The organism is Hyphomicrobium sp. (genome assembly GCF_009026145.1).
Classification (GTDB): domain Bacteria; phylum Pseudomonadota; class Alphaproteobacteria; order Rhizobiales; family Hyphomicrobiaceae; genus Hyphomicrobium_A.
This window is the reverse complement of record NZ_WBUE01000017.1, coordinates 1-24,772: the sequence shown is the minus strand read 5'-3', so window position 1 is coordinate 24,772 and position 24,772 is coordinate 1. Positions and strand designations below refer to the sequence as shown.

The 24,772-nt window shown below is 65.9% G+C and carries 21 protein-coding genes and 1 tRNA gene; 18 read left to right on the top strand and 4 right to left on the bottom strand.

The annotated features are described in order from the left end of the window. Window positions 1-68: 68 nt before the first annotated feature. Window positions 69-623: a hypothetical protein gene (locus F9K20_RS13420; protein ID WP_291002555.1), complete on the bottom strand. Its 555-nt coding sequence runs from the start codon at window positions 621-623 to the stop codon at window positions 69-71. A 185-nt stretch (window positions 624-808) separates the two neighbouring features. Between F9K20_RS13420 and F9K20_RS13415 the strand changes: the two genes are divergently transcribed. After that, complete coding sequence (locus F9K20_RS13415; protein WP_291002553.1) at window positions 809-1,687, top strand: YihY/virulence factor BrkB family protein; 879 nt, start codon at window positions 809-811, stop codon at window positions 1,685-1,687. A gap of 69 nt (window positions 1,688-1,756) precedes the next feature. On the opposite strand, the gene ccrA is transcribed toward F9K20_RS13415, so the two are convergent. Next, window positions 1,757-3,073 carry a crotonyl-CoA carboxylase/reductase gene (ccrA, locus tag F9K20_RS13410; RefSeq protein ID WP_291002550.1) on the bottom strand — a complete coding sequence of 439 codons (1,317 nt, stop codon included), beginning with the start codon at window positions 3,071-3,073 and terminating at the stop codon, window positions 1,757-1,759. Window positions 3,074-3,310: 237 nt separating this feature from the next. Between ccrA and F9K20_RS13405 the strand changes: the two genes are divergently transcribed. From F9K20_RS13405 to F9K20_RS13395, 3 genes are all read left to right on the top strand, one after another. Continuing rightward, entirely contained in the window at window positions 3,311-3,658 is a 348-nt protein-coding gene (locus F9K20_RS13405) for a hypothetical protein (RefSeq protein WP_291002547.1), read from the top strand. A gap of 98 nt (window positions 3,659-3,756) precedes the next feature. Further along, window positions 3,757-5,751, top strand: coding sequence for a protein meaA (locus F9K20_RS13400; RefSeq protein WP_291002544.1), 1,995 nt, complete (start codon window positions 3,757-3,759; stop codon window positions 5,749-5,751). A gap of 38 nt (window positions 5,752-5,789) precedes the next feature. Next, on the top strand, window positions 5,790-6,143 hold the full coding sequence (locus tag F9K20_RS13395; RefSeq protein ID WP_291002542.1) for a hypothetical protein: 354 nt from the start codon (window positions 5,790-5,792) through the stop codon (window positions 6,141-6,143). On the opposite strand, the gene F9K20_RS13390 is transcribed toward F9K20_RS13395, so the two are convergent. Both F9K20_RS13390 and F9K20_RS13385 read right to left on the bottom strand, forming a co-directional pair. Further along, a complete protein-coding gene (locus F9K20_RS13390; protein WP_291002539.1) occupies window positions 6,124-7,203 on the bottom strand; it encodes an AI-2E family transporter in 1,080 nt (359 codons plus the stop codon). The genes F9K20_RS13395 and F9K20_RS13390 overlap by 20 nt on opposite strands. A 224-nt stretch (window positions 7,204-7,427) precedes the next feature. Then, a complete protein-coding gene (locus F9K20_RS13385) occupies window positions 7,428-7,742 on the bottom strand; it encodes a hypothetical protein (RefSeq protein ID WP_291002536.1) in 315 nt (104 codons plus the stop codon). A 351-nt stretch (window positions 7,743-8,093) separates the two neighbouring features. Between F9K20_RS13385 and F9K20_RS13380 the strand changes: the two genes are divergently transcribed. From F9K20_RS13380 to F9K20_RS13315, 14 genes are all read left to right on the top strand, one after another. Then, window positions 8,094-8,180: transfer RNA gene (locus F9K20_RS13380), tRNA-Leu, on the top strand. A 104-nt stretch (window positions 8,181-8,284) separates the two neighbouring features. Further along, window positions 8,285-8,893, top strand: coding sequence for an ANTAR domain-containing response regulator (locus F9K20_RS13375; RefSeq protein ID WP_291002533.1), 609 nt, complete (start codon window positions 8,285-8,287; stop codon window positions 8,891-8,893). Between the two features lie 2 nt (window positions 8,894-8,895). Continuing rightward, window positions 8,896-10,119 (top strand): CmpA/NrtA family ABC transporter substrate-binding protein, encoded by a 1,224-nt coding sequence (locus tag F9K20_RS13370; RefSeq protein ID WP_291002530.1) that lies wholly within the window; start codon window positions 8,896-8,898, stop codon window positions 10,117-10,119. Between the two features lie 366 nt (window positions 10,120-10,485). Then, window positions 10,486-11,820: a CmpA/NrtA family ABC transporter substrate-binding protein gene (locus F9K20_RS13365; protein ID WP_291002731.1), complete on the top strand. Its 1,335-nt coding sequence runs from the start codon at window positions 10,486-10,488 to the stop codon at window positions 11,818-11,820. A 75-nt stretch (window positions 11,821-11,895) separates the two neighbouring features. Continuing rightward, entirely contained in the window at window positions 11,896-12,981 is a 1,086-nt protein-coding gene (locus F9K20_RS13360; RefSeq protein ID WP_291002527.1) for an ABC transporter permease, read from the top strand. Window positions 12,982-12,988: 7 nt separating this feature from the next. Continuing rightward, on the top strand, window positions 12,989-14,749 hold the full coding sequence (locus F9K20_RS13355) for an ABC transporter ATP-binding protein (RefSeq protein ID WP_291002524.1): 1,761 nt from the start codon (window positions 12,989-12,991) through the stop codon (window positions 14,747-14,749). 5 nt (window positions 14,750-14,754) lie between these two features. Further along, entirely contained in the window at window positions 14,755-17,205 is a 2,451-nt protein-coding gene (gene nirB / locus F9K20_RS13350) for a nitrite reductase large subunit NirB (protein ID WP_291002521.1), read from the top strand. A gap of 5 nt (window positions 17,206-17,210) precedes the next feature. After that, entirely contained in the window at window positions 17,211-17,540 is a 330-nt protein-coding gene (gene nirD / locus F9K20_RS13345) for a nitrite reductase small subunit NirD (RefSeq protein ID WP_291002518.1), read from the top strand. A gap of 2 nt (window positions 17,541-17,542) precedes the next feature. Beyond that, entirely contained in the window at window positions 17,543-20,233 is a 2,691-nt protein-coding gene (locus F9K20_RS13340; protein ID WP_291002515.1) for a nitrate reductase, read from the top strand. Window positions 20,234-20,245: 12 nt separating this feature from the next. After that, window positions 20,246-21,205, top strand: coding sequence for a uroporphyrinogen-III C-methyltransferase (gene cobA, locus F9K20_RS13335; RefSeq protein WP_291002513.1), 960 nt, complete (start codon window positions 20,246-20,248; stop codon window positions 21,203-21,205). A 51-nt stretch (window positions 21,206-21,256) separates the two neighbouring features. Further along, the gene (locus F9K20_RS13330; RefSeq protein WP_291002510.1) at window positions 21,257-21,976 is read left to right on the top strand and encodes a hypothetical protein; all 720 of its coding nucleotides are present in this window, start codon (window positions 21,257-21,259) and stop codon (window positions 21,974-21,976) included. Then, a complete protein-coding gene (locus F9K20_RS13325; protein ID WP_291002507.1) occupies window positions 21,906-22,520 on the top strand; it encodes a hypothetical protein in 615 nt (204 codons plus the stop codon). The genes F9K20_RS13330 and F9K20_RS13325 overlap by 71 nt, the downstream gene beginning before the upstream one ends. Before the next feature lie 174 nt (window positions 22,521-22,694). Beyond that, on the top strand, window positions 22,695-23,330 hold the full coding sequence (locus F9K20_RS13320) for a hypothetical protein (protein WP_291002504.1): 636 nt from the start codon (window positions 22,695-22,697) through the stop codon (window positions 23,328-23,330). A 156-nt stretch (window positions 23,331-23,486) separates the two neighbouring features. Next, window positions 23,487-24,584: a D-alanyl-D-alanine carboxypeptidase family protein gene (locus tag F9K20_RS13315; RefSeq protein ID WP_291002502.1), complete on the top strand. Its 1,098-nt coding sequence runs from the start codon at window positions 23,487-23,489 to the stop codon at window positions 24,582-24,584. The last annotated feature ends 188 nt before the right edge of the window (window positions 24,585-24,772 follow it).

The window sequence follows — 24,772 nt, the reverse complement described above, 5'->3', positions numbered from 1 at the left end:
CCGCTCGAGCGTTGCGTTGCAGAATAACCGGACCAGTCGTCAAGGCAATTGGTGCCGCAGGGCGCTCGTCACCCGCCCGACAGCGCCTTGAAGAAGCGACTGCCGGCGGCGCCGCGCCCGGTGACGGCGGCAATGCGCTCGGCGAGCGAGGCGGGCTGGGCGGCCTGCGGCTCCGCGGACTGCTCGAAAGCTGCGAAATCGTGCGTTGCCTCGACTATCTCCACCATGGCCTCGTCACCGGGGCCAGTGAAAGTCTCATAGCCATTGAGGAGCAACTCGGGCACCTGATCGTCACCATGTAGCAGCGCCCGCAGCGGACGGCTGGACGTCTCAGCGCCCAGCGCCTCAGCGACAATGTCGTGGCCGGCGGACTCGATGATGGTGACAGAGGCCTCCGCCGCCAGCTCATCGGAGTAGTCGGGCTCGAGGCTGGTCAGGGTCTCCAAGGCAGCGAGCATGCGCAGGCCATCCTCGTCGGCCGTACCAAAACCGTCGCTGCCCTCGCTCGCCGGGGGCGGCAACGGAGGCGGCTCGGCCCCCGAACCACGCAGCCTCGCGGGCCGCGTCGGCTCGTAGCCGGTAAAGACGCTCTCGCGCTTTCGATCCTCGTTCCTGCTTGCCACGCGGGCCCCGCTTCTTGCCGTTGAGCCGTCATTTTAGGAAAGCCGGCGCGCCCCGTCCACGCTCCGGGTGAAATGACCTGGAGGCTCGAGGGATGTTTCGCCGGCGGCGCGGCAACACTGGCATAGACCTCACCCGAGTGCGCCGCTAGGGTCCGCCCCAATTCAACAGCGTCCGGGAGACGGGAATGCAGCGCTACCGCACCTTGCTCGAGGCCATCTATCGGCTTTACGAGCATAGCGGCTTCGCCATGGCGGGCGCGGTAGCATTCTCGTTCGTGGTGTCGTTGTTTCCGTTCTGCATCTTTCTCGGGGCCCTGGCCGGAATTTTCGGCGGCCGCGAGCTGGCCGCGCAGGCGGTCGAGCAGTTGTTCCAGATCCTGCCGCCGGGCGTCGCCGCCGGCCTTGCCCCGCAGGTGGAAGCCATCATGGGGCGCACCCGTATCGACCTTCTCACCGCGAGCGCCGGGCTATCGCTTTTCTTTGCTACCAATGCCATCGAGACACTGCGCACCGCCCTCAACGGCGCCTACCGAGTGGTCGAAAAGCGCCCCTACCTCTACTGCCTGGCGCGTAGCATGGTGTTCGTGTTCGCCAGCGCTGTGTCGATGCTGGTGCTCACCTGGGTGGTGGTCGTCGGCCCGGCACTGGCGGCGCGTTTCGATCCCGAGCTGACCCAATCCTTCATGCTCATGCGCTCGACGTGGCTCGGCGCCACGCTGCGCTATGCGTCGGCCGCGGCCGTCATTTCCACGCAGCTTCTGGCCATCCACCTGTGGCTCGCCGCCGGACGCCGCCGCATCAAGGACGTTTGGCCGGGCGTGCTGCTGTCGACCGCGCTGTGGCTGCTCGCCGCGAGCCTTTATTCGTACTACCTCAACCTCAGCGACTACACCCGCTTCTATGCCGGCCTGTCGCAGCTGATGGTGGCGATGATCTTCTTCCAGATGACGGCAGTGATCGTCATCCTCGGCGCCGAGCTCAATCGCGGCATCTACGAATTCAAGCGCATGAATGCCATGGGGCTCGATCCGGTCGCCGCTCCCTCGCCCACCCGCGCACGCTGACCACGCCCCACCGTCTTCCCGGCCAAGCGAGCGGCAGCGAGCGCTGAGCCGGAAACGACAGTAGCGGCCTTACTTCTTATGTAGCCGCTGGCTGGCCTCGAGCACGTCCTCGTAGGTGCGCAGCCCGGTGGTCGGCGCCGAGACGAGCACCGCCATGTTGCCCGGCTTGTGCTCGTTGCGCAGCATGCGCATGTGCGCCTTGGGGATCTGGTCCCAGGGAAACACCTCGGACATGCAGGGATCGATGCGCCGCTCGACGACGAGCTTGTTGGCCTGCGCCGCCTGCAGAAGGTTGGCGAAGTGCGAGCCCTGCACGCGCTTCTGGTGCATCCACAGGTAGCGGGCATCCATGGTGAGGTTATAGCCGGTCGTGCCGGCGCAGATGACCACCATGCCACCGCGCTTGACGATGAATACCGACACCGGGAACGTCGACTGCCCCGGATGCTCGAAGACAAAGTCGACGTTGTTGCCCTTGCCGGTCGTCTCCCAGATCGCGGCGCCGAACTTGCGCGCGCTCTTGAACCAGGTGTCGTACTCGGGGGTGCCGACCTTGGGTAATTCCCCCCAGCAATCGAAGTTCTTGCGGTTGATGACGCCACGCGCGCCTAGCTGCATAACGAAATCGCGCTTGTCCTCCTCCGAGACGACGCCGATGGCGTTGGCGCCGGAGGTGGCGCACAGCTGCACGGCCATCGAGCCGAGACCGCCGGAGGCGCCCCATACCAGCACGTTATGGCCGGGGCGCAGAACGTGCGGGCGGTGGCCGAACAGCATGCGGTAGGCGGTCGCGAGCACCAGCGTGTAGCAGGCGCTCTCCTCCCAGGTGAGGTGGCGCGGACGCTCGAGGAGCTGGCGATCCTGCACGCGTGCGAACTGGGCGAACGAGCCGTCCGGGGTCTCGTAGCCCCAAATGCGCTGACTCGGCGAAAACATCGGGTCGCCGCCGTTGCATTCCTCGTCGTCGCCGTCATCCTGGTTGCAGTGGATGACAACCTCGTCGCCGACCTTCCAGCGCTTCACCTTGGAGCCGACGGCCCAAACGATGCCCGAGGCGTCGGAGCCGGCGATGTGGTAGGGGTTCTTGTGGCCGTCGAGCGGCGAGATGGGCTTGCCGAGCGAGGCCCAAACGCCGTTGTAGTTAACGCCCGCCGCCATCACCAGGACGAGGACGTCGTGGCTGTCCAGCTCCCAGGTGGGGAGCACCTCCATCTGCATGGCGGTGTCGGGCTCGCCATGCCGCTCCTTGCGGATGGCCCATGCGTACATCTTCTTGGGGACGTGCCCGAGCGGCGGAATCTCCCCGATTTCATAGAGATCCTTCTTTTCGGCGGTCGCCGGTGCGCCCATGGCGATTTCCGTCCTGGCGGCGCTTTGGCTCGTCATTCTTGGCTCCCGTGATGGAACGCCGGACCCGCTGGCCGGCGAAACTAGATTGCGGCGCCATGGCCGCACGTATCTGACGGCGTTTCAAGCACGATTTCGCGCTGCAATGAAGAGGCTGTGGCGCCGCTAGTCGATCGTGTCAACGGACCTTTAAGGCAGCCCCGCCTAAAAGGCTCGATCATTTTCCCCGGCCGGCGGGCCGGAGGGCACGGCGCGGCAGTCCTGGAAAAGCTGCACATGCTTGATTTTCTGAACAGAGCGGTCACCGTCGATACCTATACGCTGGTCGTGGTGGCCATGCTCTCCGGCTGGGCCGGGGTGCTGACCCTGCATGTCCTGTCGCGGACCGTACTGGCGCTTATTTTTGTCCCCGGATTCATCCTCGGCGCCCTCATTACGAACTACGTTTTCGAGCTCACCGGCTTCTACCCGACGCCTGACCGCGAGACGAATATCGTGGTCGCCTGCACGCTCGGCATCATTTTCGCGTTGTTCGTGCTGCTGCTCTGCCTGCGCGTCACAGCCATTCTTTCTGGGCTGCGCGTTGAGCGCCATCAGTTCAAACGCGATCTGCGGCGCGCCTAGCCTCGCCGCCCCCGCCCGTTGCGGCAAAGATCATTTTGCATTGCACCGACGGTTATGGGTACTTTACGGGAACAGCCGAACCCAGCCGAGGTTGACGTATGCGCGAAGGCAAGAGCGGGGCCGAGAATCGGGCGCCCGACCGCCCGTGGATTTTCCGCACCTATGCCGGCCACTCGACGGCCGCCAAATCGAACGAGCTCTACCGCAAGAACCTCGCCAAGGGGCAGACGGGTCTTTCGATCGCCTTCGATCTGCCGACACAGACCGGCTATGACAGCGACCACGAGCTGGCCAAGGGCGAGGTCGGCAAGGTCGGCGTGCCGGTATCCCACCTGGGCGACATGCGGGCACTGCTCGACGGCATTCCGCTCGACCAGATGAACACCTCGATGACGATCAACGCCACCGCCGCGTGGCTGTTGTCGCTCTACGTCGCGTTCGCGGATGAGCAGGGTGCTTCGCGCGATAAGCTCACCGGAACCATCCAGAACGACATCATCAAAGAGTACCTGTCGCGCGGCACCTACGTGTTCCCGCCCGAGCCGTCGCTGCGGCTCATCAAGGACACCATCGTTTTCTCCTACCGCGAGGTTCCCAAATGGAACCCGACCAACGTGTGCTCCTACCATCTGCAGGAGGCCGGCGCGACACCGGTCCAAGAGCTCGCCTACGCTTTAGCGACCGCCATCGCCGTGCTGGATACCGTCAAGGCCTCGGGTGAAGTGCCGCTCGATCAGTTCAGCACGGTGGTGGGTCGCGTCTCCTTCTTCGTCAACGCGGGTCTCAGGTTCATCACCGAAATCTGCAAGATGCGCGCCTTCAACGAGCTGTGGGACGAGATCACCCGCGACCGCTATGGCGTCACCAACCCGAAGGACCGGCTGTTCCGCTACGGCGTGCAGGTCAACAGCCTCGGCCTCACCGAGCCGCAGCCGGAGAACAACGTCTACCGCATTCTCATCGAGATGCTGGCCGTCACCCTGTCGAAGCGCGCCCGCGCGCGGGCCGTGCAGCTGCCGGCTTGGAACGAGGCGCTCGGCCTGCCGCGCCCCTGGGACCAGCAGTGGTCGCTGCGCATGCAGCAGATCGTCGCCTACGAGACCGATCTTCTGGAATACGGCGATATCTTCGACGGCTCGACGGAGATCGCCCGCAAGGTCGAGGAGTTGAAGGAGCAGGCCAAGGCTGAGCTCTCCACCATCGAGGCGATGGGCGGCGCCGTAGCCGCCATCGACTACATGAAGCGGCGCCTCGTCGAGAGCAACACGGCGCGGCTGTCGGCCATCGAGAGCGGCGAGCAGATCGTCGTCGGCGTCAACAAGTGGACGGAGACGGAGCCGTCCCCGCTCACCGCCGGCGAAGGCGCCATCATGGTCGTCGACCCGGCCGTCGAGGCCGAGCAGGTCGAGCGCCTCAAGGCCTGGCGCGCCGCGCGCGATGCCAAGGCAGTGAAGGCGGCCATCGCCGATCTGGAGGCGGCCGCCAAGGAAGGTCGCAACATAATGGAGCCGTCGATCGCCGCGGCGCGCGCCGGCGTCACCACCGGCGAGTGGGGCGCAACGCTGCGCCGCGTATTCGGTGAGTACCGCGCCCCGACTGGCGTTGCGCAATCTGCCGTGGCGCGCGACAGCGTCGCTCTGGAGAACGTGCGCGGCTCGGTCGACGAGCTGTCGGCCAAGCTCGGCCGGCGCCTCAAGTTCCTGGTCGGCAAGCCGGGGCTCGACGGGCATTCGAACGGCGCCGAGCAGATCGCCGTGCGCGCCCGCGACGTGGGTATGGAGGTCGTCTACGAGGGTATACGCCTCACCCCGGCGCAGATCGTGCGCGCCGCGGTCGACGAAAGCGCGCACGTCATCGGCCTGTCGATCCTGTCGGGCAGCCACGTGCCGCTGGTGCAAGAAGTGATGGAGCGCATGCGCAAGGAGGGCTTGAGCGACGTGCCGGTCGTCGTCGGCGGCATCATTCCGCCGGAGGACGAGCGCACGCTGAAAGCCTTCGGCGTTGCTGCCGTGTACACGCCGAAGAACTTCCAGCTCAACGACATCATGAGCGACATCGTGCGCCTCGTCGGCAGCCAGGCCATGGCCGCCTAGGCGGCACCCACCGACAATCAAATCAGGAAGAAACGACGATGCGAGAGGAGACCCGGCGCAAGTTCGAGCGCGCCCTGTGGCGCGAACGTCTGAAGAAGATCGGCATCGGCGCCGTCGCCCTCGCGCTGGTCGCCGCCTATTTCGTCTACGAGGACTACGACGGCCGCGTCGACAATGTCCGCGTGCCAGCAATGGTGACCTCGGTCGCTCCGCTCAACGTCCGCAACACGAAGCTGGTCGAGGAGGGCCTTTCCGTGGAAGTCGCCCTCGACGGCAGCGGCCGCCACGTCAACGTCATGGCATTGAAGACGACCGACCCGCACGTCGGCGACCACGTCGAGATCACCGAGCACCGCCACCGCACCGGCCGCGTCACTTACACCTGGAAGTAGGGAGCCCCTTCGACCGGGCCGCCTCGACAACGGCGGTCTCACCAGCGATCTCGACTTTCTCACCCAGCATCTCGCGCACGTAGAGGCGACGCACGGCGACGTCGGTGACGATGGCCAACGGATAGCCGAGCAGCAGTCCCAGCGGTCCGAACAGGATGCCGATGGCGACGACGGCGAACAGGCCGACCGCCGGCGGCACCTTCACCGCGCGCCCCGACACGAGCGGCATGATGATGTTGCTCTCGATCTGCTGCACGACGACGAACAGCGCCAATGTCCATGCCACCATCTCCCAGCTCTGCGTCGAGGCGAGCAGCAGCGCCGGTACCGCGGCGACGACCGGGCCGATAATGGGCACGAATTCCAGCATGCCGGCGATGAAGCCGAGGGCGAGCGCCGACGGCACGCCGATCAGCACCAGCCCGGCACCGGTCAACACGCCGACGAGGATCATGGCCAGCAACTGGGCGCCGAGCCATAGGCGCAGCGCCTCGCCCGCATCGTCGATCGTCTCGCTCACCTTTCCCTGCACGCGCTTGGGGAACAGCATGACGAAGCCGTTGCGATAGACGTCCGGCTGGATGGCCATGTAAACGCCCGCAATGACGACGACGACCAGCGTCGCGAGCGCCCCGAACACGGTGGTGCCCCAGGAGAGCGCACTCGCTACGAGATTTCCGACCGAGGAGCCCTTGACGAGCTCGGACATGGACAGAAAGGGCTGCGACTTGGACAGCTCGGCGGCAGCCGCCGGCAACCGCTCGATGAGCGTGGCGAGTTGGCTGTTGATCTGCGCTCCGAACAGGTAGCCGATGCCGCCGAGCAGCACCACGACGCCGAGCCCCGCGGCGGCGAGCGACAGGCGGCGGCTCAGTGAGGTGCCGCGGTAGATCGGCTGGGCGATGGCACGCAGCACGACGGCGACGAGAACCGAGCCGAAGGCAAGCAGCATGATGTCGGATAGCAGGTAGAGCGCCGCTGCGAAGGCGAGGATGCCGACGACGATCAGCACGCGGCGGATGAACACGGCTTCGGTCATCGGGGTGGTCGGCGTGGGCAAATTGGCATCCTCTTGCTGCTTGCTGAGCCCCCCGCAAGGCAGGTTTATCACGCCAGTTCGGCGACGACCTGCGCATAGCGAGGAAATCACCGCTCTTGGTTGCGATGAAGCACTAGCCACGGGCTGTCATCGAGCGCAAAGAGAGCGGCGATGCCTTCCGGCAGCGCGCTCTCTTGCATCAGGGGTGGTGGCGCTGGTGTGGGCCAGCGCAGACCAGAGCCGGCTTAGTATTTCTTCGGCTCTTCCGCTGGCGCCGGCTGTGTAGCACCCGGCTGCTCAGGCGGTGTCGCGCTCGGCGCGTCCGCGCCGGAAGTGCCCGCACCGGCGCCTTCGCTCGATGGAGCCGTGGGATCGGGCACGATCGGCAACTCGCGGCGCATCGGCATTTTTCCCTTAGGCTCAGCCGGCTGTGCCGGATCGGCGGCCGGTGCCTCCTGCTTCAGGGTCGGATCGGCCGGGCTCTCGCCCGTCGTCTGCGCCATGGCACCCGAGACGCCGAGCGCAGCGATGGCCAGCACGGCAAGAAGCTCTGCTCTCATTGGTTATTCCTCCATGTTGCTGCCCCCATTGGCGCACAACCCCCGCTCTGGTAGTCGGGTTCCGGCCCCGGTACGTGACAGCTGGCCGCGCAGCCTCAAATTCCCGTGCAAGTCATGGCGTTGACGGGAACAAGTCCGCCAGTATGATGCGCGCGACTTTGCCGAACGCCCTAGTGTCCTGATCGCGGAATTCGTCGCCCTACGCCGCCAGATGTAGAACGAATTTCGCGATCTGAAGGACACTAGGACAATCAATGAGCTAGTGTGATTCAGATCGAGAAGTCCGCTTCTCGACCCGGCCGCAGATGATTTGGCGGACTGCTCGATCATCACACTAGCGGCGCAGCAATAGCCCCAGTGGCGGAACCGGTAGACGCGACAGACTCAAAATCTGTTGTCCGCAAGGACGTGCCCGTTCGAGTCGGGCCTGGGGCACCACCACGACGACGCGACTGTTTGCGCGGCGGCCGCCACGTGCTAAGGCGCGCTCCCTGCATGCCGCGGTCGTCTCACCCCCGCTGCGCCCTCGACAGAGCGAACGTATGCCGGCAGCGCCGACAAGCCTTTCCATTCTCGTTATCGACGAAAACCGGCTGCGCGCTGCGGTCATCGAGGACGGCCTGCGCGACGCCGGATACGACAACATCACCGTCATTCACGATGTCGCCGGCATTGCGCGCCGCATCGCCGACATCAAACCCGACGTCATCGTCATCGACCTGGAAAACCCCAACCGCGACATGCTGGAGAACATGTTCCAGCTGTCCCGCGCCGTGCAGCGGCCGATCGCCATGTTCGTCGACCGCTCCGACCAGGCCGCAATCGAGGCCGCCGTCGACGCCGGCGTCTCCGCCTACGTCGTGGACGGCCTCAAGCGTGAACGCGTGAAGCCGATCCTCGACATGGCAATCAGCCGTTTCAACGCCTTCGCGCGCATGGCACACGAGCTGCAGGAAGCGCGCTCCGAGCTGGAAAACCGCAAGCTCATTGACCGCGCCAAGGGCATCCTGATGTCGACGCGCGGCTTATCCGAGGCCGACGCCTATGCGCTGCTGCGCAAGACGGCGATGAACCAGAACCGCAAGCTTTCCGAGATCGCCGAGAGCCTGATCACCGCCGCCGGGCTGCTCGCTCCGCCGGAGGATCGATGACGATGGACGGCAATCATCAGATCATCGCCGGCTTCATACCGCTGCTCGATAGCGCCGTGCTCGTCGCCGCCAAGGAGAAGGGTTTTGCCATCGCCGAGGGCATCGACCTGACGCTGGTGCGCGAAACATCGTGGGCCACCATCCGCGACCGCATGGCGGTCGGCCATTTCCAGGTCGCGCACGTCCTGGCCCCGATGCCGATCGCGGCCAATCTCGGCCTGACGCCGCTCGCCGTGCCGACCATCGCGCCGATGGCGCTCGGCCTCGGCGGCAACGCGGTCACGGTATCGAATGCGTTGTGGGCGCTGATGCTCGAGCGCGGCGCGACGCCGGACTTCAACCCCGCAACCACCGGGCACGCCCTCAAGCAGGTATGCGCCGACCGCGCCGCGCGCGGCGAGCCGGCGCTGCGCTTTGCCGTCGTGCACCCGTTCTCGGGCCATAACTACGAGCTGCGCTACTGGCTCGCCGCCTGCGGCGTCGACCCGCGACGCGAGGTCGACATCGTCATTGTCCCCCCGCCGCTCATGGCCGACGCGCTGGCCAGCGGCGCCATCGACGGATACTGCGTCGGCGAGCCGTGGAGCACTGCCGCAGCCGTCGCCGGTAACGGGCGCATCGCCACGGTGAAGGCGGCCATCTGGCGTTCGAGCCCGGAGAAGGTGCTGGGCGCCGGGGCTAAGTGGGCGGCGGACAATCCGGAGGCGCTGGCAGCGCTGCTACGCGCACTGTGTCGCTCGGCACAGTGGTGCGCCGATCGGGGCAACCACGGCGAGCTGGCGCACATCCTTGCCGACAATGCCTATCTCGCGCGTCCGGCGGAGTGGATGCTGCATGGACTCTCGGGGCAGCTCGACGCCGGCGGTGGCGATATACGGCCTATGGAGGACTTCTTCGTCCCCTTCGCCAAGGCGGCCACCTTCCCCTGGAAGAGCCACGCGCTGTGGTTCTATTCGCAGATGGTCCGCTGGGGGCAGGTGAAGCATACTGCCGAGCATGCCGGCATCGCGCGCGACACCTATCGGCCCGATCTTTATCGTGCTGCCCTGAAGCCGCTGGGCGTCGCATTGCCGGTCGCCAACGCCAAGGTCGAAGGGGCGTTGTCGGCACCGACGCCAGTCGGCTCGGCCGGCGCCAGCCTGACGCTTGGGCCCGACGGATTCTTCGACGGCGGGCGCTTCGATCCCGACCAGCTCGACAGCTACATCGCTGCCCAGACGCGCTAAATTGGCGCATGTGCGATGCACAAATTTTGCGCCGATTGCCCGCCAGTCTGACCATTCTTTGGTCTTGCCAGCTCCCCAGCCGACTCTTCGCTGATCGTCTATCGCACTGAATCTCAACAAGAATATCAAACATGCCAAAGTGGCATGGTTTCTGCTCTTTAGGAAATCGATCGCGCCCAACGACGGGCGCTCATCAGGCAAAGCTGCCGACCCAGCCATTGCGCATGCGCAGAGGCTTGGCCGGCAGCTTTTTTGTTTTGGACCAAGCGAAGGGAACGATTGATGCGCACCCAGGGGATTGCAGCCAGCCAGCCAAGCCACCCTTCGTGGGTCTCTACCCTCGCCTTCCTGATCTGCTTTGCGGCTATGGCGTTCGCTTCGATGGTCACCGCCCGCGCTGAGCCGCTGGTGCCCGAGAAGGACGAGCTGAAGCTCGGCTTCATCAAGCTCACCGATATGGCACCGCTCGCCATCGCCAAGGAGCTCGGTTTCTTCGAGGAAGAAGGCCTCTACGTCACGCTCGAGCCGCAGGCGAACTGGAAGGTGCTGCTTGACCGCGTCATCAGCGGCGAACTCGACGGTGCTCACATGCTCGCCGGCCAGCCGCTGGCCGCCACCATCGGCTTTGGCACCAAGGCCGACATCGTCACGCCGTTCTCGATGGACCTCAACGGCAACGCCGTGACCGTCTCCAACGACGTGTGGGCGATGATGAAGCCGAACATTCCGGTCGCCGACGGCAAGCCCGTGCACCCCGTCAAGGCCGACGCCCTGAAGCCGGTGGTCGACAAGTTCCGCGGCGAGGGCAAGAACTTCAACATGGGCATGGTCTTCCCCGTGTCCACGCACAACTACGAGCTGCGCTACTGGCTCGCCGCCGGCAAGATCCACCCCGGTTTCTACTCGCCGAGCGACGTTTCCGGCCAGATCAAGGCCGACGTGCTGCTGTCGGTGACGCCGCCGCCGCAGATGCCGGCGACGCTCGAGGCCGGCACCATCCACGGCTACTGCGTCGGCGAGCCGTGGAACCAGGCCGCCGTGTTCAAGGGCATCGGCGTGCCCGTCATCACCGACTACGAGATCTGGAAGAACAACCCGGAGAAAGTGTTCGGCATCACCAAGACGTTCGCCGAGAAGAATCCCAACACGACGCTCGCCCTCACCAAGGCGCTCATCCGCGCCGCCATGTGGCTGGACGAGAACAACAACGCCAACCGCATGAAGGCGGTCGAGATCCTCTCGAAGCCCGAATATGTCGGCGCCGATGCCAAGGTCATCGCCAACTCGATGACCGGCACCTTCGAGTACGAGAAGGGCGACAAGCGCGCAGTGCCGGACTTCAACGTCTTCTTCCGCCACTTCGCCACCTATCCCTACTACTCCGACGCCGTCTGGTACCTGACCCAGATGCGCCGCTGGGGACAGATCCCGGAGGCCAAGACCGACGACTGGTATGCCAACGTCGCCAAGAACGTCTACCGCCCGGAAATCTATCTGCAGGCGGCCAAGCTCCTCGTCGCCGAAGGCAAGGCGAAGGAAGCCGACTTCCCCTGGAACGCGGACGGCTATCGCGCCCCGACGGCGGAGTTCATCGACGGCATCATCTACGACGGGCGCAAGCCGAACGCCTACATCGACGCGCTGCCCATCGGCCTCAAGGGCCAGCAGAAGGTCGATGGCAGCGAAGTCGTCGGGGGATGACCGCTGCCCGCGCGACGGCCGCCACCGCGGCGGCCGTCGCCAATCAAGACAGCATTTGAGCCGGGACTTGAAACCATGACCACCGCATCCGACACGATCGCCGCCACCGAGGCCGAGCGCAGCATGCGCCGCGAGAGGCGCTTCGCCCGCATCAACAAGGCTGCCGGTTGGCTCGATGCGCTCGGGCTCGGCTGGGTGACGCCGCTCTTGCGCATCGCCGCGGGCGACAACGTCAGCGAGCAGCTCGGCGAGCTCAAGCGCGTGCTGCTCGTCCCACTGGTCGGCATCGGCCTCTTCATTCTCGCCTGGAGCCTGCTCGCCCCGCGCGTCGATACCTCGCTCGGCGCTCTGCCGGGCCCGGCGCAGGTGTGGGAGCAGGCGCTGAACCTGTTTGCCGACCACAGCGCCGAGCGCGCCAAGGAGGCGGCGTTCTACGAGCGGCAAGAGGTGCGCAACGCCGCCCTTGCTGCCGCCGGCAAGCCGGAAGAGGTGAAGTGGCGCGTGTACACGGGCAAACCGACTTTCTTCGATCAGATCCTGACCTCGCTGAAGACCGTCGGCCTCGGCTTCATCATCGCGACCCTCATCGCCGTGCCGCTCGGCATCGCCTCCGGCCTGTCGAAGACGGTCAACGGCGCCATCAACCCGCTGATCCAGATCTTCAAGCCTGTGTCACCGCTCGCCTGGTTGCCGATCGTCACCATGATCGTCTCGGCGCTCTACGTGAACCCGAGCGATGCGCTGCCCAAGGCGCTGCTCATCTCGGCCATCACGGTGACGCTGTGCTCCATGTGGCCGACGCTGATCAACACGGCACTCGGCGTCGCCTCCATCGACAAGGACCTCGTCAACGTCGGCAAGGTGCTGCAGCTCTCGACGTTCACGACCATCCGCAAGCTTGTACTGCCGTCCGCCCTGCCGCTCATCTTCACCGGCCTGCGCCTGTCGCTCGGCGTCGGCTGGATGGTGCTCATCGCCGCCGAGATGCTGGCGCAGAACCCGGGCCTTGGAAAGTTCGTGTGGGACGAGTTCCAGAACGGCTCCTCGTCGTCGCTGGCGCGCATCATGGTGGCGGTGCTCACCATCGGCATCATCGGGTTCGCGCTCGACCGCCTGATGTACGCGCTGCAGTCGGCGTTCACCTTCCAGACCAGCCGGTGAGGCACTGATGAGCTTTCTCGACATCACCGGACTGTCCAAGAGCTACGGCGAGGGCGCAACTCGCACCGAGGTGCTGGCCGACCTCAATCTCTCCGTCGCCGAGGGCGAGTTCATCGCCATCGTCGGCTTCTCCGGCTCCGGCAAGACGACGCTGATCTCGGCCATCGCCGGGCTCATCGCGCCCGACAGCGGCACGATCAAGATCCACGGTAAGGACATCGCCGGGCCAGGTCCCGATCGCGGCATAGTCTTCCAGTCCTACTCGCTGATGCCGTGGCTGAGCGTCTACGGCAACGTCGCGCTGGCCGTCGATGCCGTGCACAAGGGCAAGTCGGCGACCGAGCGCGGCGCCATCATCCACAAGTACATCGACATGGTCGGCCTGTCGCACGCCCTCGATCGGCGCCCGGCCGAGCTGTCGGGTGGCATGCGCCAGCGCGTGGCGGTGGCACGCGCGCTCGCCATCCAGCCGGAGATCATCTTGCTCGACGAGCCGCTCTCCGCCCTCGACGCGCTGACGCGCGCCAAGCTGCAGGACGAGTTCGCCGAGATCTCGGAGCGCGCCAAGAAGACCATCATCCTCATCACCAACGACGTCGACGAGGCGATCCTGCTCGCCGACCGCATCATCCCGCTGACGCCGGGACCGCGGGCCACGCTGGGACCCTCGTTCAAGGTGGACCTGCCGCGCCCGCGCGACCGGGGGGCCATGAACTCTGATCCCGAGTTCATCCGTATCCGGGCCGAGGTCACCGCCTGCTTGATGGAGCTGGGCGCCACCCGCAGCGCAAATGCGCAGGCCGAGCCGGTGCTCCCCAATGTCACGCCGATTACCGCCAAGACGGTAAAGAGCGAGTTGCCGCTCGCCTACCAGAAGGCGGCGCACTCGCCGATCGAGGAGCGCTACGTCGAGTTCTTCGAGGTGCGCAAGACCTACTCCACACCGAAGGGCCCGCTCACCGTCGTCGACGGCTTCAATCTCAAAATGAAGAAGGGCGAATTCGTCACCCTCATCGGCCACTCGGGCTGTGGCAAGTCGACGGTCCTGTCGATGGCGGCGGGGCTCAACAAGCTATCAAGCGGCGGCGTTGTGCTCGACGGACACGAGGTGAGCGGCGCCGGCCCCGATCGTGCCGTCGTCTTCCAGTCCCCCTCGCTCATGCCGTGGCTGACGGCGCGCGAGAACGTGGCGCTCGGCGTCGACCGCGTCTATCCGAAAGCGAGCGCAGCAGAGCGTCGCGACATAGTCGAATACTACCTGCACCGCGTCGGCCTCGGCGATACCATGCACCGGCGCGCCGCCGACCTCTCCAACGGCATGAGGCAGCGCGTCGGCATCGCCCGCGCGTTCGCCCTCTCGCCCAAGCTGCTGCTGCTCGACGAGCCCTTCGGCATGCTCGACAGCCTCACCCGGTGGGAGCTGCAGGATGTGCTGATGGACGTCTGGGCGCGCACCAAGGTCACCGCTATCTGCGTCACGCACGATGTCGACGAGGCGATCCTGCTCGCCGACCGCGTGGTGATGATGTCGAACGGCCCTAACGCGACGATCGGCAACATCATGGATGTGAACCTGCCGCGTCCGCGCTCGCGCAAGATGCTGCTGTCGCACCCCGACTACTACGCCTACCGCGAGGAGCTTCTCGACTTCCTCGAAGCCTACGAGGGCGGTGCCAATCCGGAGCCGGCCCTTCTCGACGAAATCAAGCGCAAGCGTGCCGAGCGGCTGGCTGCCGGCCCGAAATTGCGCATCCAAGCAGCGGAATAAGCGCCATGGGAGAGAAACTCGTCATCATCGGCAACGGCATGGCGCCAGGACGCATGCTCGAGCATCTGTTCGAGCGGGCACCTGGGCGCTACGAGGTCACGATCTTCAACGCCGAGCCGCGCGTCAACTACGACCGCATCATGCTGTCGCCCGTCCTCTCGGGAGAGAAGGACTACGAACAGATCATCATTCACGGCGACGGCTGGTACATCAAGAACGGCATCACGCTCTACAAGGGGCACAAGGTCACCGAGATCGACCGCGCCAAGAAGACTGTCTCTTCCGACCGCGGCGTGACGCAGAGCTACGACAAGCTGGTCATCGCCACCGGATCGGTGCCGTTCATCCTGCCGGTGCCGGGCAACCACCTGCCAGGCGTCCTCTCCTACCGTGATCTCGACGACGTCAACGCCATGCTGGTGGCGGCGCAGTCGCGCGCCAAGGCGGTCGTCATCGGCGGCGGACTGCTCGGCCTCGAGGCGGCGGCTGGGCTGAAGGCCCGCGACATGGACGTGACGGTAGTGCATTTGATGCCCACGCTGATGGAGCGTCAGCTCGATCCGGCGGCCGGTTACATGCTGCAGCGCGAGCTGGAAGGCCGCGGCATCAATATCCTAACCAAAGCCTCGACCAAGGCCATCCTCGGCCAGCACAGGGTCGAGGGCGTCGCGCTCGCCGACGGCCGCATCATCCCCGCTACGCTGGTGGTCATGGCCGCGGGCATCCGCCCTAACGCCACACTCGGCAAACTTGCCGGCCTCGATGTCAACCGCGGCATCCTCGTCGACGACGGCATGCGCACCACCGACCCCGACATCTTCGCCCTCGGCGAATGTGTGGAGGTCGGCGGCCAGGTCTACGGCCTCGTCGCGCCGCTGTACGAGATGGCGCGCGTTGCCGCCGCGCGCCTCACCGGCGACGACAGCGCCGTCTTCGTGCACAACGACACGCCGACCAAGTTGAAGGTGACCGGCATCGACCTGTTCTCGCTCGGCGACTTCGCCGACGGCGAGGACCGTCAGGAGATCGTGCTGCGCGACGCCGCTGCCGGCGTCTACAAGCGCGTCGTCCTCAAGGAGAACCGCATCATCGGCACCGTGCTCTACGGCGAGACGGCCGACGGCGCGTGGTTCAACGACCTGAAGAAGAAGCAGGTCGACATCTCCGACATGCGCGACACGCTCATCTTCGGCCAGGCCTACCAGGGAGGGTCCCCCCTGGACCCTATGGCGGCCGTTGCAGCGTTGCCCGATGACGCAGAGATCTGCGGCTGCAACGGCGTGTGCAAGGGCAAGATCGTCGGCACCATCAAGGAGAAGGGCCTGACGACGCTCGATGACGTGCGTGCCCACACCAAGGCTTCCGCCTCGTGCGGCTCGTGCACCGGCCTCGTCGAGCAGCTGATGACGCTGACGCTCGGCGACGCCTACAACCCCGCCGCCGTGCAGCCGATGTGCGCGTGCACCTCGCTCGGGCACGACGACGTGCGCCGCCTGATCAAGGCCAAGGGCCTCAAGACCATCCACGCCGTGATGCAGGAGCTCGAGTGGAAGACCTCGTGCGGCTGCGCCAAGTGCCGCCCGGCGCTCAACTACTACCTCGTCTGCGACTGGCCGGGCGAATACGCCGACGACTACCAGTCGCGCTTCATCAACGAGCGCGCCCACGCCAACATCCAGAAGGATGGCACTTACTCGGTGGTGCCGCGCATGTGGGGCGGCGTCACAAGCGCCAAGGAGCTGCGCGCCATCGCCGACGTGGTCGACAAGTTTTCCATCCCCACCGTGAAGGTCACCGGCGGCCAGCGCATCGACATGCTGGGCATCAAGAAGGAGGACCTGCCGGCGGTGTGGGCCGATCTCGGCAAAGCCGGCTTCGTTTCGGGTCATGCCTACGCCAAGGGCCTGCGCACCGTGAAGACGTGCGTCGGCACGGATTGGTGCCGCTTCGGCACGCAGGATTCCACCGGCCTCGGTATCCGCATCGAAAAGTTCATGTGGGGCTCGTGGACGCCGGCCAAGGTGAAAATGGCGGTGTCGGGTTGCCCGCGCAATTGCGCCGAGGCGACGTGCAAGGACGTCGGCGTCGTATGCGTCGATAGCGGCTACGAGATCCACTTCGCCGGCGCCGCCGGCCTCGACATCAAGGGCACCGAGGTGCTCGGCCTGGTCAAGACCGAGGACGAGGCGCTCGAGGTAATCGTCGCCCTGGTCCAGATGTATCGCGAGCAGGCGCGCTACCTCGAGCGCATCTACAAATGGACCAAGCGCATCGGCGTCGACGAGATCCGTCGCCAGGTGCTCGAGGACATGGAGCGCCGCCGCGCCTTCTACGACCGCTTCGTCTACTCGCAGAAGTTCGCCCAAGTCGATCCGTGGTCGGAGCGCGTCTCCGGCCTGCACAAGCATGAGTTCCGACCGCTGGCGGCGGTCGGTGTCGCACAGGCAGCGGAGTAGAAGCGATGAACTGGATCGCCATCGGCACACTCTCCGACATCCCGCAACGCGGGGCCCGCTGCATCAATACCCCGGACGGCAAGATCGCCGTATTCCGCACCGCCGATGACCGCGTGTTCGCCATCGATGATCACTGCCCGCATAGGGGCGGCCCACTCAGCCAGGGGATCGTGCATGGCGCCGCGGTGACGTGCCCGCTGCACAACTGGGTCATCTCGCTGGAAACCGGCAAGGCGCAGGGAGCCGACGAGGGCTGCGTGCGCACCATCCCCGTCAAGGTCGAGGGCGATACGCTGTTCATTGCGCTCGACGCGCTGGCGCATAGGGCCGCCTGAACATGGACATGGCCGCCCCGCGCCGCATCAAGACCACCTGCCCGTACTGCGGCGTGGGTTGCGGCGTGATCGCCGAGATCAGTGCCAACGGCGACGTCGCGGTGCGCGGCGATCCCAATCATCCGGCGAACTTCGGACGCTTGTGCTCCAAAGGCTCGGCGCTGGCCGAGACCATCGGGCTCGATGACCGACTGCTGACTCCGACGGTGGACGGTGAGCGGGCGAGCTGGGACAGCGCGCTCAACCTCGTCGCCGGCAGATTCGCCGACACGATCCGCGACCATGGGCCGGACTCGGTTGCGTTCTACGTCTCGGGCCAGCTGATGACCGAGGACTACTACGTCGCCAACAAATTGATGAAGGGCTTCATCGGCTCGGCCAACATCGACACCAACTCGCGCCTGTGCATGGCCTCCTCCGTCGCCGGCCACAGGCGCGCCTTCGGCTCCGACACGGTGCCGGGCTGCTACGAGGATCTGGAGCTCGCCGATCTCGTCGTGCTCACCGGCTCCAACCTCGCCTGGTGCCATCCAGTCCTCTATCAGCGCCTGGCCGCAGCCAAGGAGAAGCGGCCGCGGATGAAGGTGGTGCTGATCGATCCGCGCCGCACGGCGACGGCCGACATCGCCGACCTGCACCTTCCCATCAAGCCCGACAGCGACGTCGTCCTGTTCCTCGGCCTGCTGCGCTATCTGGCCCGCTGCGGCTCGATCAAGCGCCGCTATATCGGCGCCCACACCAGCGGCTTCAAGGAAGCGCTGCAATCGGCCGAGATGCTCGACCTCTACGATCTCGTACGGCGCACCGGCATACCAGCCGCCACGCTCGAGCGGTTCTTCGCGTTGTTCGCCGCCACCGAGAAGACCGTCACCGTCTACAGCCAGGGCGTCAACCAGTCGACATCGGGCACCGACAAGGTAAGCGCCATCATCAATTGCCATCTCGCCACCGGGCGCATCGGTAAGCCCGGCATGGGCCCGTTCTCGGTGACGGGGCAGCCCAACGCAATGGGCGGCCGCGAGGTCGGTGGCCTCGCCAACATGCTCGCCGCGCATATGAACATTGAGGACGCGGAGCATCGCGACCGCGTCCAGCGCTTCTGGCGCTCCCCGACCATGGCATCAAAGCCGGGCCCCAAAGCCGTCGACATGTTCCGCGCCGTCGCCGATGGCCGCATCAAGGCGCTGTGGATCATGGCCACCAATCCCGCCGTCTCCATGCCGGAGGCCGAGAACGTCGAAGCTGCCATCCGCACCTGCCCGTTTGTCGTCGTCTCGGATGTGACGGCAGCCACCGATACGGCGCGCCTCGCGCACGTGCTGCTGCCAGCGGCGGCGTGGGGAGAAAAGAGCGGCACCGTCACCAACTCGGAGCGGCGCATCTCGCGCCAGCGCAGTTTCCTGCCGCTGCCCGGCGAAGCGCGTCCCGATTGGTGGATTGTGTGCGAGGTCGCCAAGCGCATGGGCCACGCCGATGCCTTCACCTATGGCTCGGCGGCGGAGATCTTCGCCGAGCACGCCGCCCTCTCGGGCTTCGAGAACGGCGGGGCGCGCGATTTCGACATCGGCGCGCTGGCTGCGACGGACGGCGATGCATACGATGCGCTCGAACCGTTCCAGTGGCCGCATCCCCTCGGCAGCGCGTCGTCGGCCCGCATGTTCGCCGACGGCCGCTTCTTCACCGCCGATGGCAGAGCACGCTTCGTCGACGTGCAGGCGCCCGCCGTCGCACAAATCGCCCCGGCATTTCCGCTGACGCTCAATACGGGGCGCGTGCGCGACCACTGGCACACGATGACGCGCAGCGGCAAGAGCCCGCGCCTGTCGCAACACTGCGCCGAGCCGTACGTGGAGTTGCACCCACATGACGCCGCGCGCCATCACGTCGCCGATGCCGACCTCGTGCGCGTCTCGACGGGCCTCGGTGCCATCCTCGTGCGCGCACTCGTCTCGCCGCGCCAGCAGCCCGGCACCATTTTCGTGCCCATGCACTGGAACGATCAATTTGCCTCGCGGGCGCGCGTCGACGCACTGGCGACCGCAATCACCGATCCGATCTCCGGACAACCGGCGCTGAAGAGCGTGCCGGCGCGCATCGAGCGCTTCGTCGCCGCCACCTACGGGTTTTGCGTGCTGCGCCACAAGCCGCCCACCATCGATGCCGAGTATTGGGCCATCGCCCGGTGCAGTAGCGGCTGGCGTATCGAGCTCGCCCTCGCCGCGCCTCCCGAGGATTGGTCCGCGTTCGTCACCGGGCTGCTCGCGGGCGATGCTCCGGTGCTGAGCGCCTACCACGACCCCCACACCGGCCATCGCCGCTTCGCCGCCTATGCAGGCGGTCGTCTTTCCGCGGCGCTGTTCTTCGCGCCCGAACCGGTGGCGGTAGCGCGCGACTGGGCGGTCGAGCAGCTCGGCGCTTCCTGTCCTGGGCGCTACGCGCGCGTTGCCGTCATGGCCGGCCGGCCGGCCAACGGCACCGTGGACCGCGGCGCTACCGTCTGTGCCTGCTTTGGCGTCGGCACCAACGAGATCGCGGCTGCTGCGGCGCGGGGCTGCACGACCGTGGCGGCGATCGGCGACGCGCTGCAGGCCGGCACCAACTGCGGCTCCTGCCGCGCCGAAATCCGCAACATCCTCGACGCTCGACGCGCACCGGCAACGGCCTCCGCGCGCGAAGCCGTCACCACGATCTGAGAGGCCGCGCAGATGCACGCCCTATCCGCACCATCGAGCGACTGGGCCGTACTCTTGGAGCTCGCCCGCTCGCTGCTGCGCCGCGTGAGCCATACGCTCGGAGCTTCGCGTTTGGGCGAGCAAGCTCGCGCGCGCAATCCTGACACCGATCACGCCGACGGCGGAGGTCCGCGTGGCCCACAGGTGATGCTCGTCGGCGCAGGCCCCGGCGACCCGCAGCTCCTCACGCTCAAGGCGCTGCGCGCCATAGAAGCCGCCGACGTTATCCTCCACGACCAGCTCGTATCGCCGGAGGTGCTGGCACTGGCCCCGGCACACATCGAGCGCATCGATGTCGGCAAGAAGGGCTACGGCCGCGGTTGCCGGCAAGGCGACATCAACGATCTTATGGTGGCGCTCGCCACAACCGGCCGCCGCGTGGTCAGACTCAAAGCCGGCGATCCGCTGATGTTCGGCCGCCTCGAGGAGGAGATCGTCGCCCTCGACAAAGCCGGGATCGCCTTCGGCGTCGTCCCGGGCATTTCAGCTGCGCAGGGGGCCGCTGCGAGGCTCGGGGTGCCGCTCACCCGCCGCCGCGGCGCGCGCCGCTTCCAGGCCATTACCGGTCACGCGGTCAACGGCCGGCTGCCCGATGATTTCGACTGGGCAGGCCTCGCCGACCCGAAAGCCACGACTGCCGTCTATATGCCGAAGGCGACCATCGGTGACCTCTGCCGCGAGCTCATGGCGCGCGGACTGCCAGGCAACCATCCGGTCGCTGCAGTAGTTAACGCCACCCGCCGCGATGAGCTCGTTCTTTCAGCCAGCCTCGCCACGCTGGCGCAGCGCATTGCCGCAGCGCCAGCGGCGGGGCCATGCATCATCCTAATTGGCGTCGCCGCTGCACGGCGCGCCGCGGCTTTGCAGTCCTCTGACCTCGATCAGGCGGGTGTCGAAGATTGCTCTTCGTATCCGGGTGTTACGCCCGGGTAGCGCGTGTAGTATGTGGCATGGGGGAGTTTCGTCTTGAATAAGCAGTTCGCGTTGTCTCGACTTGCGTTCGCAGCCGCCTTGACCTTGTGCGTGCTCGATCCGGATTCGCTGGCGGCTGCCGACCTCGGTGGCTCCTGTTGTGCCGATCTCGAGGAGCGCATCGCGGAGCTCGAGGCGACGACGGCGCGCAAGGGCAACCGCAAGGTCTCCCTCACCGTCACCGGGTACGTGACCAAGCAGATCATGTTCTGGGACGACGGCGTCGAGCACAACGCCTACATCCAGGACATCGGCCCGACGCAGGCGACGAACTTCCGGTTCACCGGAGAGGCGACGATCGCGCCCGGCTGGAAGGCCGGATACCTGATGCGTATCCAGGACCTTCACGACAATCCGATGGGCGCGAACCAAAACACGCCGAGCGGCGATCAAGGCCTCAACTTGCAGATGTCGCACTGGTACATTGCGAGCAAAGAGTTCGGCAAGCTGGCCGTAGGCAAGAACGCGCTGGCGTCGAAGAGCGCTGCCATGTTCACCGACCTCTCCGGCACGCAGGTTATCGCCAACTACGTGCTGTTCGATGGCGGAGTTCTTCCTGCGCAGCAACGGTGCCCTCGTTCCCGGCAACGTCAAATGGGGCGATCTCGGCTACTGCTATTCGCAGCAGCGGCCGTGGGGCGGCGACTGCGACGGCATCGTCATGAACGGGGTGCGCTACGACAGCCCCATCTTCGCCGGCTTCTCCATCTCGGCGAGCTACGGCGAGGATGACGATTGGGAGGTCGCCGGCCGCTATACGGGAGAAGTCTCTGGCTTTAAGCTGGCGTTCGGCGTCGGCTACTCGGTCAACACCGACCAGAACACGCAGCCGCCGCCCGTCTCCTTCAGCAAGGACTCGGAATTCTTCCAGGCCGGCGGCTACGCCCAGCACCTCGCGACGGGCCTGTTCCTTCACGCCGCCTATGGTCAGGAAGACAACAACGGCAAGAAGACCACCGGCGGCTTTACCGAGCCCAACTCGCACCAGTGGTACGTGAAGGGTGGCATCCGCCGGCAGTGGCTGGCGCTTGGCCATACTGTTCTCTATGGCGAATCGGGCCAGTACCTCGATCAGCTCGGTCCGACAGCCCTCGCCGCCGGCGCTACTTCGGGTGAGTTCACCCGCTGGGGAGTGGGTGCCGTGCAGGAGATCGACGCCGCCTCGATGTCGCTGTGGGTCAAGTACCGTGAGCACACGGCCGAGGTGACTGGATTTGCTCCCGGCGGGATCGATGACTTCCGCTACGTCAGCACCGGCGCCTTGATCAACTTTTAGCCGACGCGCCACGAGCGGGGCTCATCCGTCAAGCGTACAACTCCGCCGGGGCCCTCCACAGCCCCGGCGGTTCCATGTAGGCTCGGCGCAGCGTTCGGACTGGCTGCGGCGAACCGCACCAGAATTGGTTTCAGCACCAGCGTATTGAGAAGCTGATTTCAACGGGGGGTGCACATGCACACGTTGTCAGTTGAAGACTGCCTGCGCTTTGGATGGGAGACCTTCAAGAAGCGACCCTGGATTCTCATCGGGGCGTTTCTCTTGGCCATGGTCATCGCCGCAATCCCCGGCATGTTCGGCCCGCAGCCGGAATTCGGACCCGACGGCAAGATCATCCCGCAGCCGATGACCGTGTATGATCTCGTCGTTACTCTCATTAGCGTAGTCGTCTCGATCTTCGTCGGCATGGGCCTTACGACTTTCTCGCTGCGCGCCCACGACAACATCGAGGGAGTGCAGATCGCCGACCTGTGGAATCCGGCGCCGTTCTGGCGCTTCCTCTTCGCCCACATTCTCACCGTCGTCGCGATCGCGTTGGGCTTCCTCGCCCTCATCGTCCCCGGCGTCATTATCGCGTTGGGACTGGCCTTCGTTCCCTATCTCGTGATCGAACGCGGGCTATGGCCGATCGAAGCAATGAAGGAGAGCTGGCGCATCACCAAGGGCCACAAGTGGCAGCTGCTGCTGCTCTTCCTGGCGCTGCTGCTCGTCAACTTGCTCGGCCTCCTGGCACTGTTCGTCGGCATCTTTGTCAGCGTTCCGATCACCATGCTCGCCTTCGCGCACGCCTATCGCACGCTCGCCACCTGAGGCGGTGCGCATCGAAACTCGCATGGACGGCCGATTGCGGCCGCCCATGCACTGTGCGCCATCGGTCACACCGCGCGGGAAAGGCCCCTGCGCTGCGTTGCAGCAGCGCCGTCGAATGTGGTATCGGGCGAGGTCAGAGACTGTCGGGGGAATTGCATGCGCCGCGGCACCGCATTCGTCACCCTGCTGCTGCTCGCTGCTCTCGCCCCGCGCGAAGCCGCGGCCGGCCCGGCACTCGTTATCGAGCTGTCCAACAACAAGGTTCTCTACGCTGAGGATGCCGATAGTCCCTGGTATCCGGCATCGCTCACCAAGATCATGACGGCCTACCTCGTGTTCGAGGCACTCAAGGCCGGCAAACTCGATCTCAATACGAGAATTCCCTGCTCGGCCGCCGCCAATGCGCAGCCTCCGAGCAAGATCGGCGTAGCGGTCGGCAACGAGCTCACCGTCAACGTCGCCTTGAACGCGCTCATCATCAAATCGGCGAACGACGCGGCCGTGATGCTGGCTGAAGCCGTCGCCGGCAGCGAGGCGGCGTTCGTCGCGCAGATGAACGCCACTGCCAAGCGGCTCGGCATGGAGCGCACGGTTTTCGTCAATCCCAATGGCCTGCCGGCGCCCAATCAGGTGACGACGGCGCGCGATCTGGCCAAGCTCGCCCGCGCCGTTCTGAAGGATTTCCCTGAGTACGAGTATCTCTGGGCGAAGCCGGAAATGCGCCTCGGTAAGAGCCGCATGGTCACGCACAACGGCCTGTTGCGGTCGTTCGAAGGTGCCGATGGGATGAAGACCGGCTTCACGTGCGACTCCGGCTTCAACGTCGTCGCCACCGCTAGCCGCGATGGACGCCGCATCATCGCCGTCGTGCTGGGCGATCACAGCAGCGGCGAACGCAACGTGCGCGCCGCCAGCCTGCTCGAGTACGGCTTTCAGCAGCATGGTTGGAAGCAGCTGTTCAGCTCGACCACCCTGGATAACATGCCCTTGGCGACTGCCGCCGCCGTGAAGAGCGTGCGCAACGATGTCACCTCATGGGGCTGCAACGAGCGCAAGGTGCGTGCCGCCAAGGCAGGCGCCAAGAAGCGCACCGCCAAGGCCAGCAAGAAAAAGAAGCCGGGCACCGAGGAAGCGGCGAAGGCTGCACCTATCACCGTCGAGGTTGCACCCGAGGGCGGCGACGGCACGCCGGCGACGGTGCAGCTGCGGGGCACCACGCCGCCGCCGGCCGCTGCGTCATTCCAGCAGCAGTAGGCCTAGCGCAACCCGAGTCCTCGGCTACCAGGCGACCATCCGGCTAGCACCGAGCCCGTGCGCGGCTGTCTCTAAACGATCAGCTCCAGCTTGCCGTCTCGATATGGGCAGCCGGTCGGCGCGGTGCGCTGCTGCTGGCCGGGCGCCGGGCGCGCCGCCTCGCTATCGGCGGCTCCCGCCGCCGATAG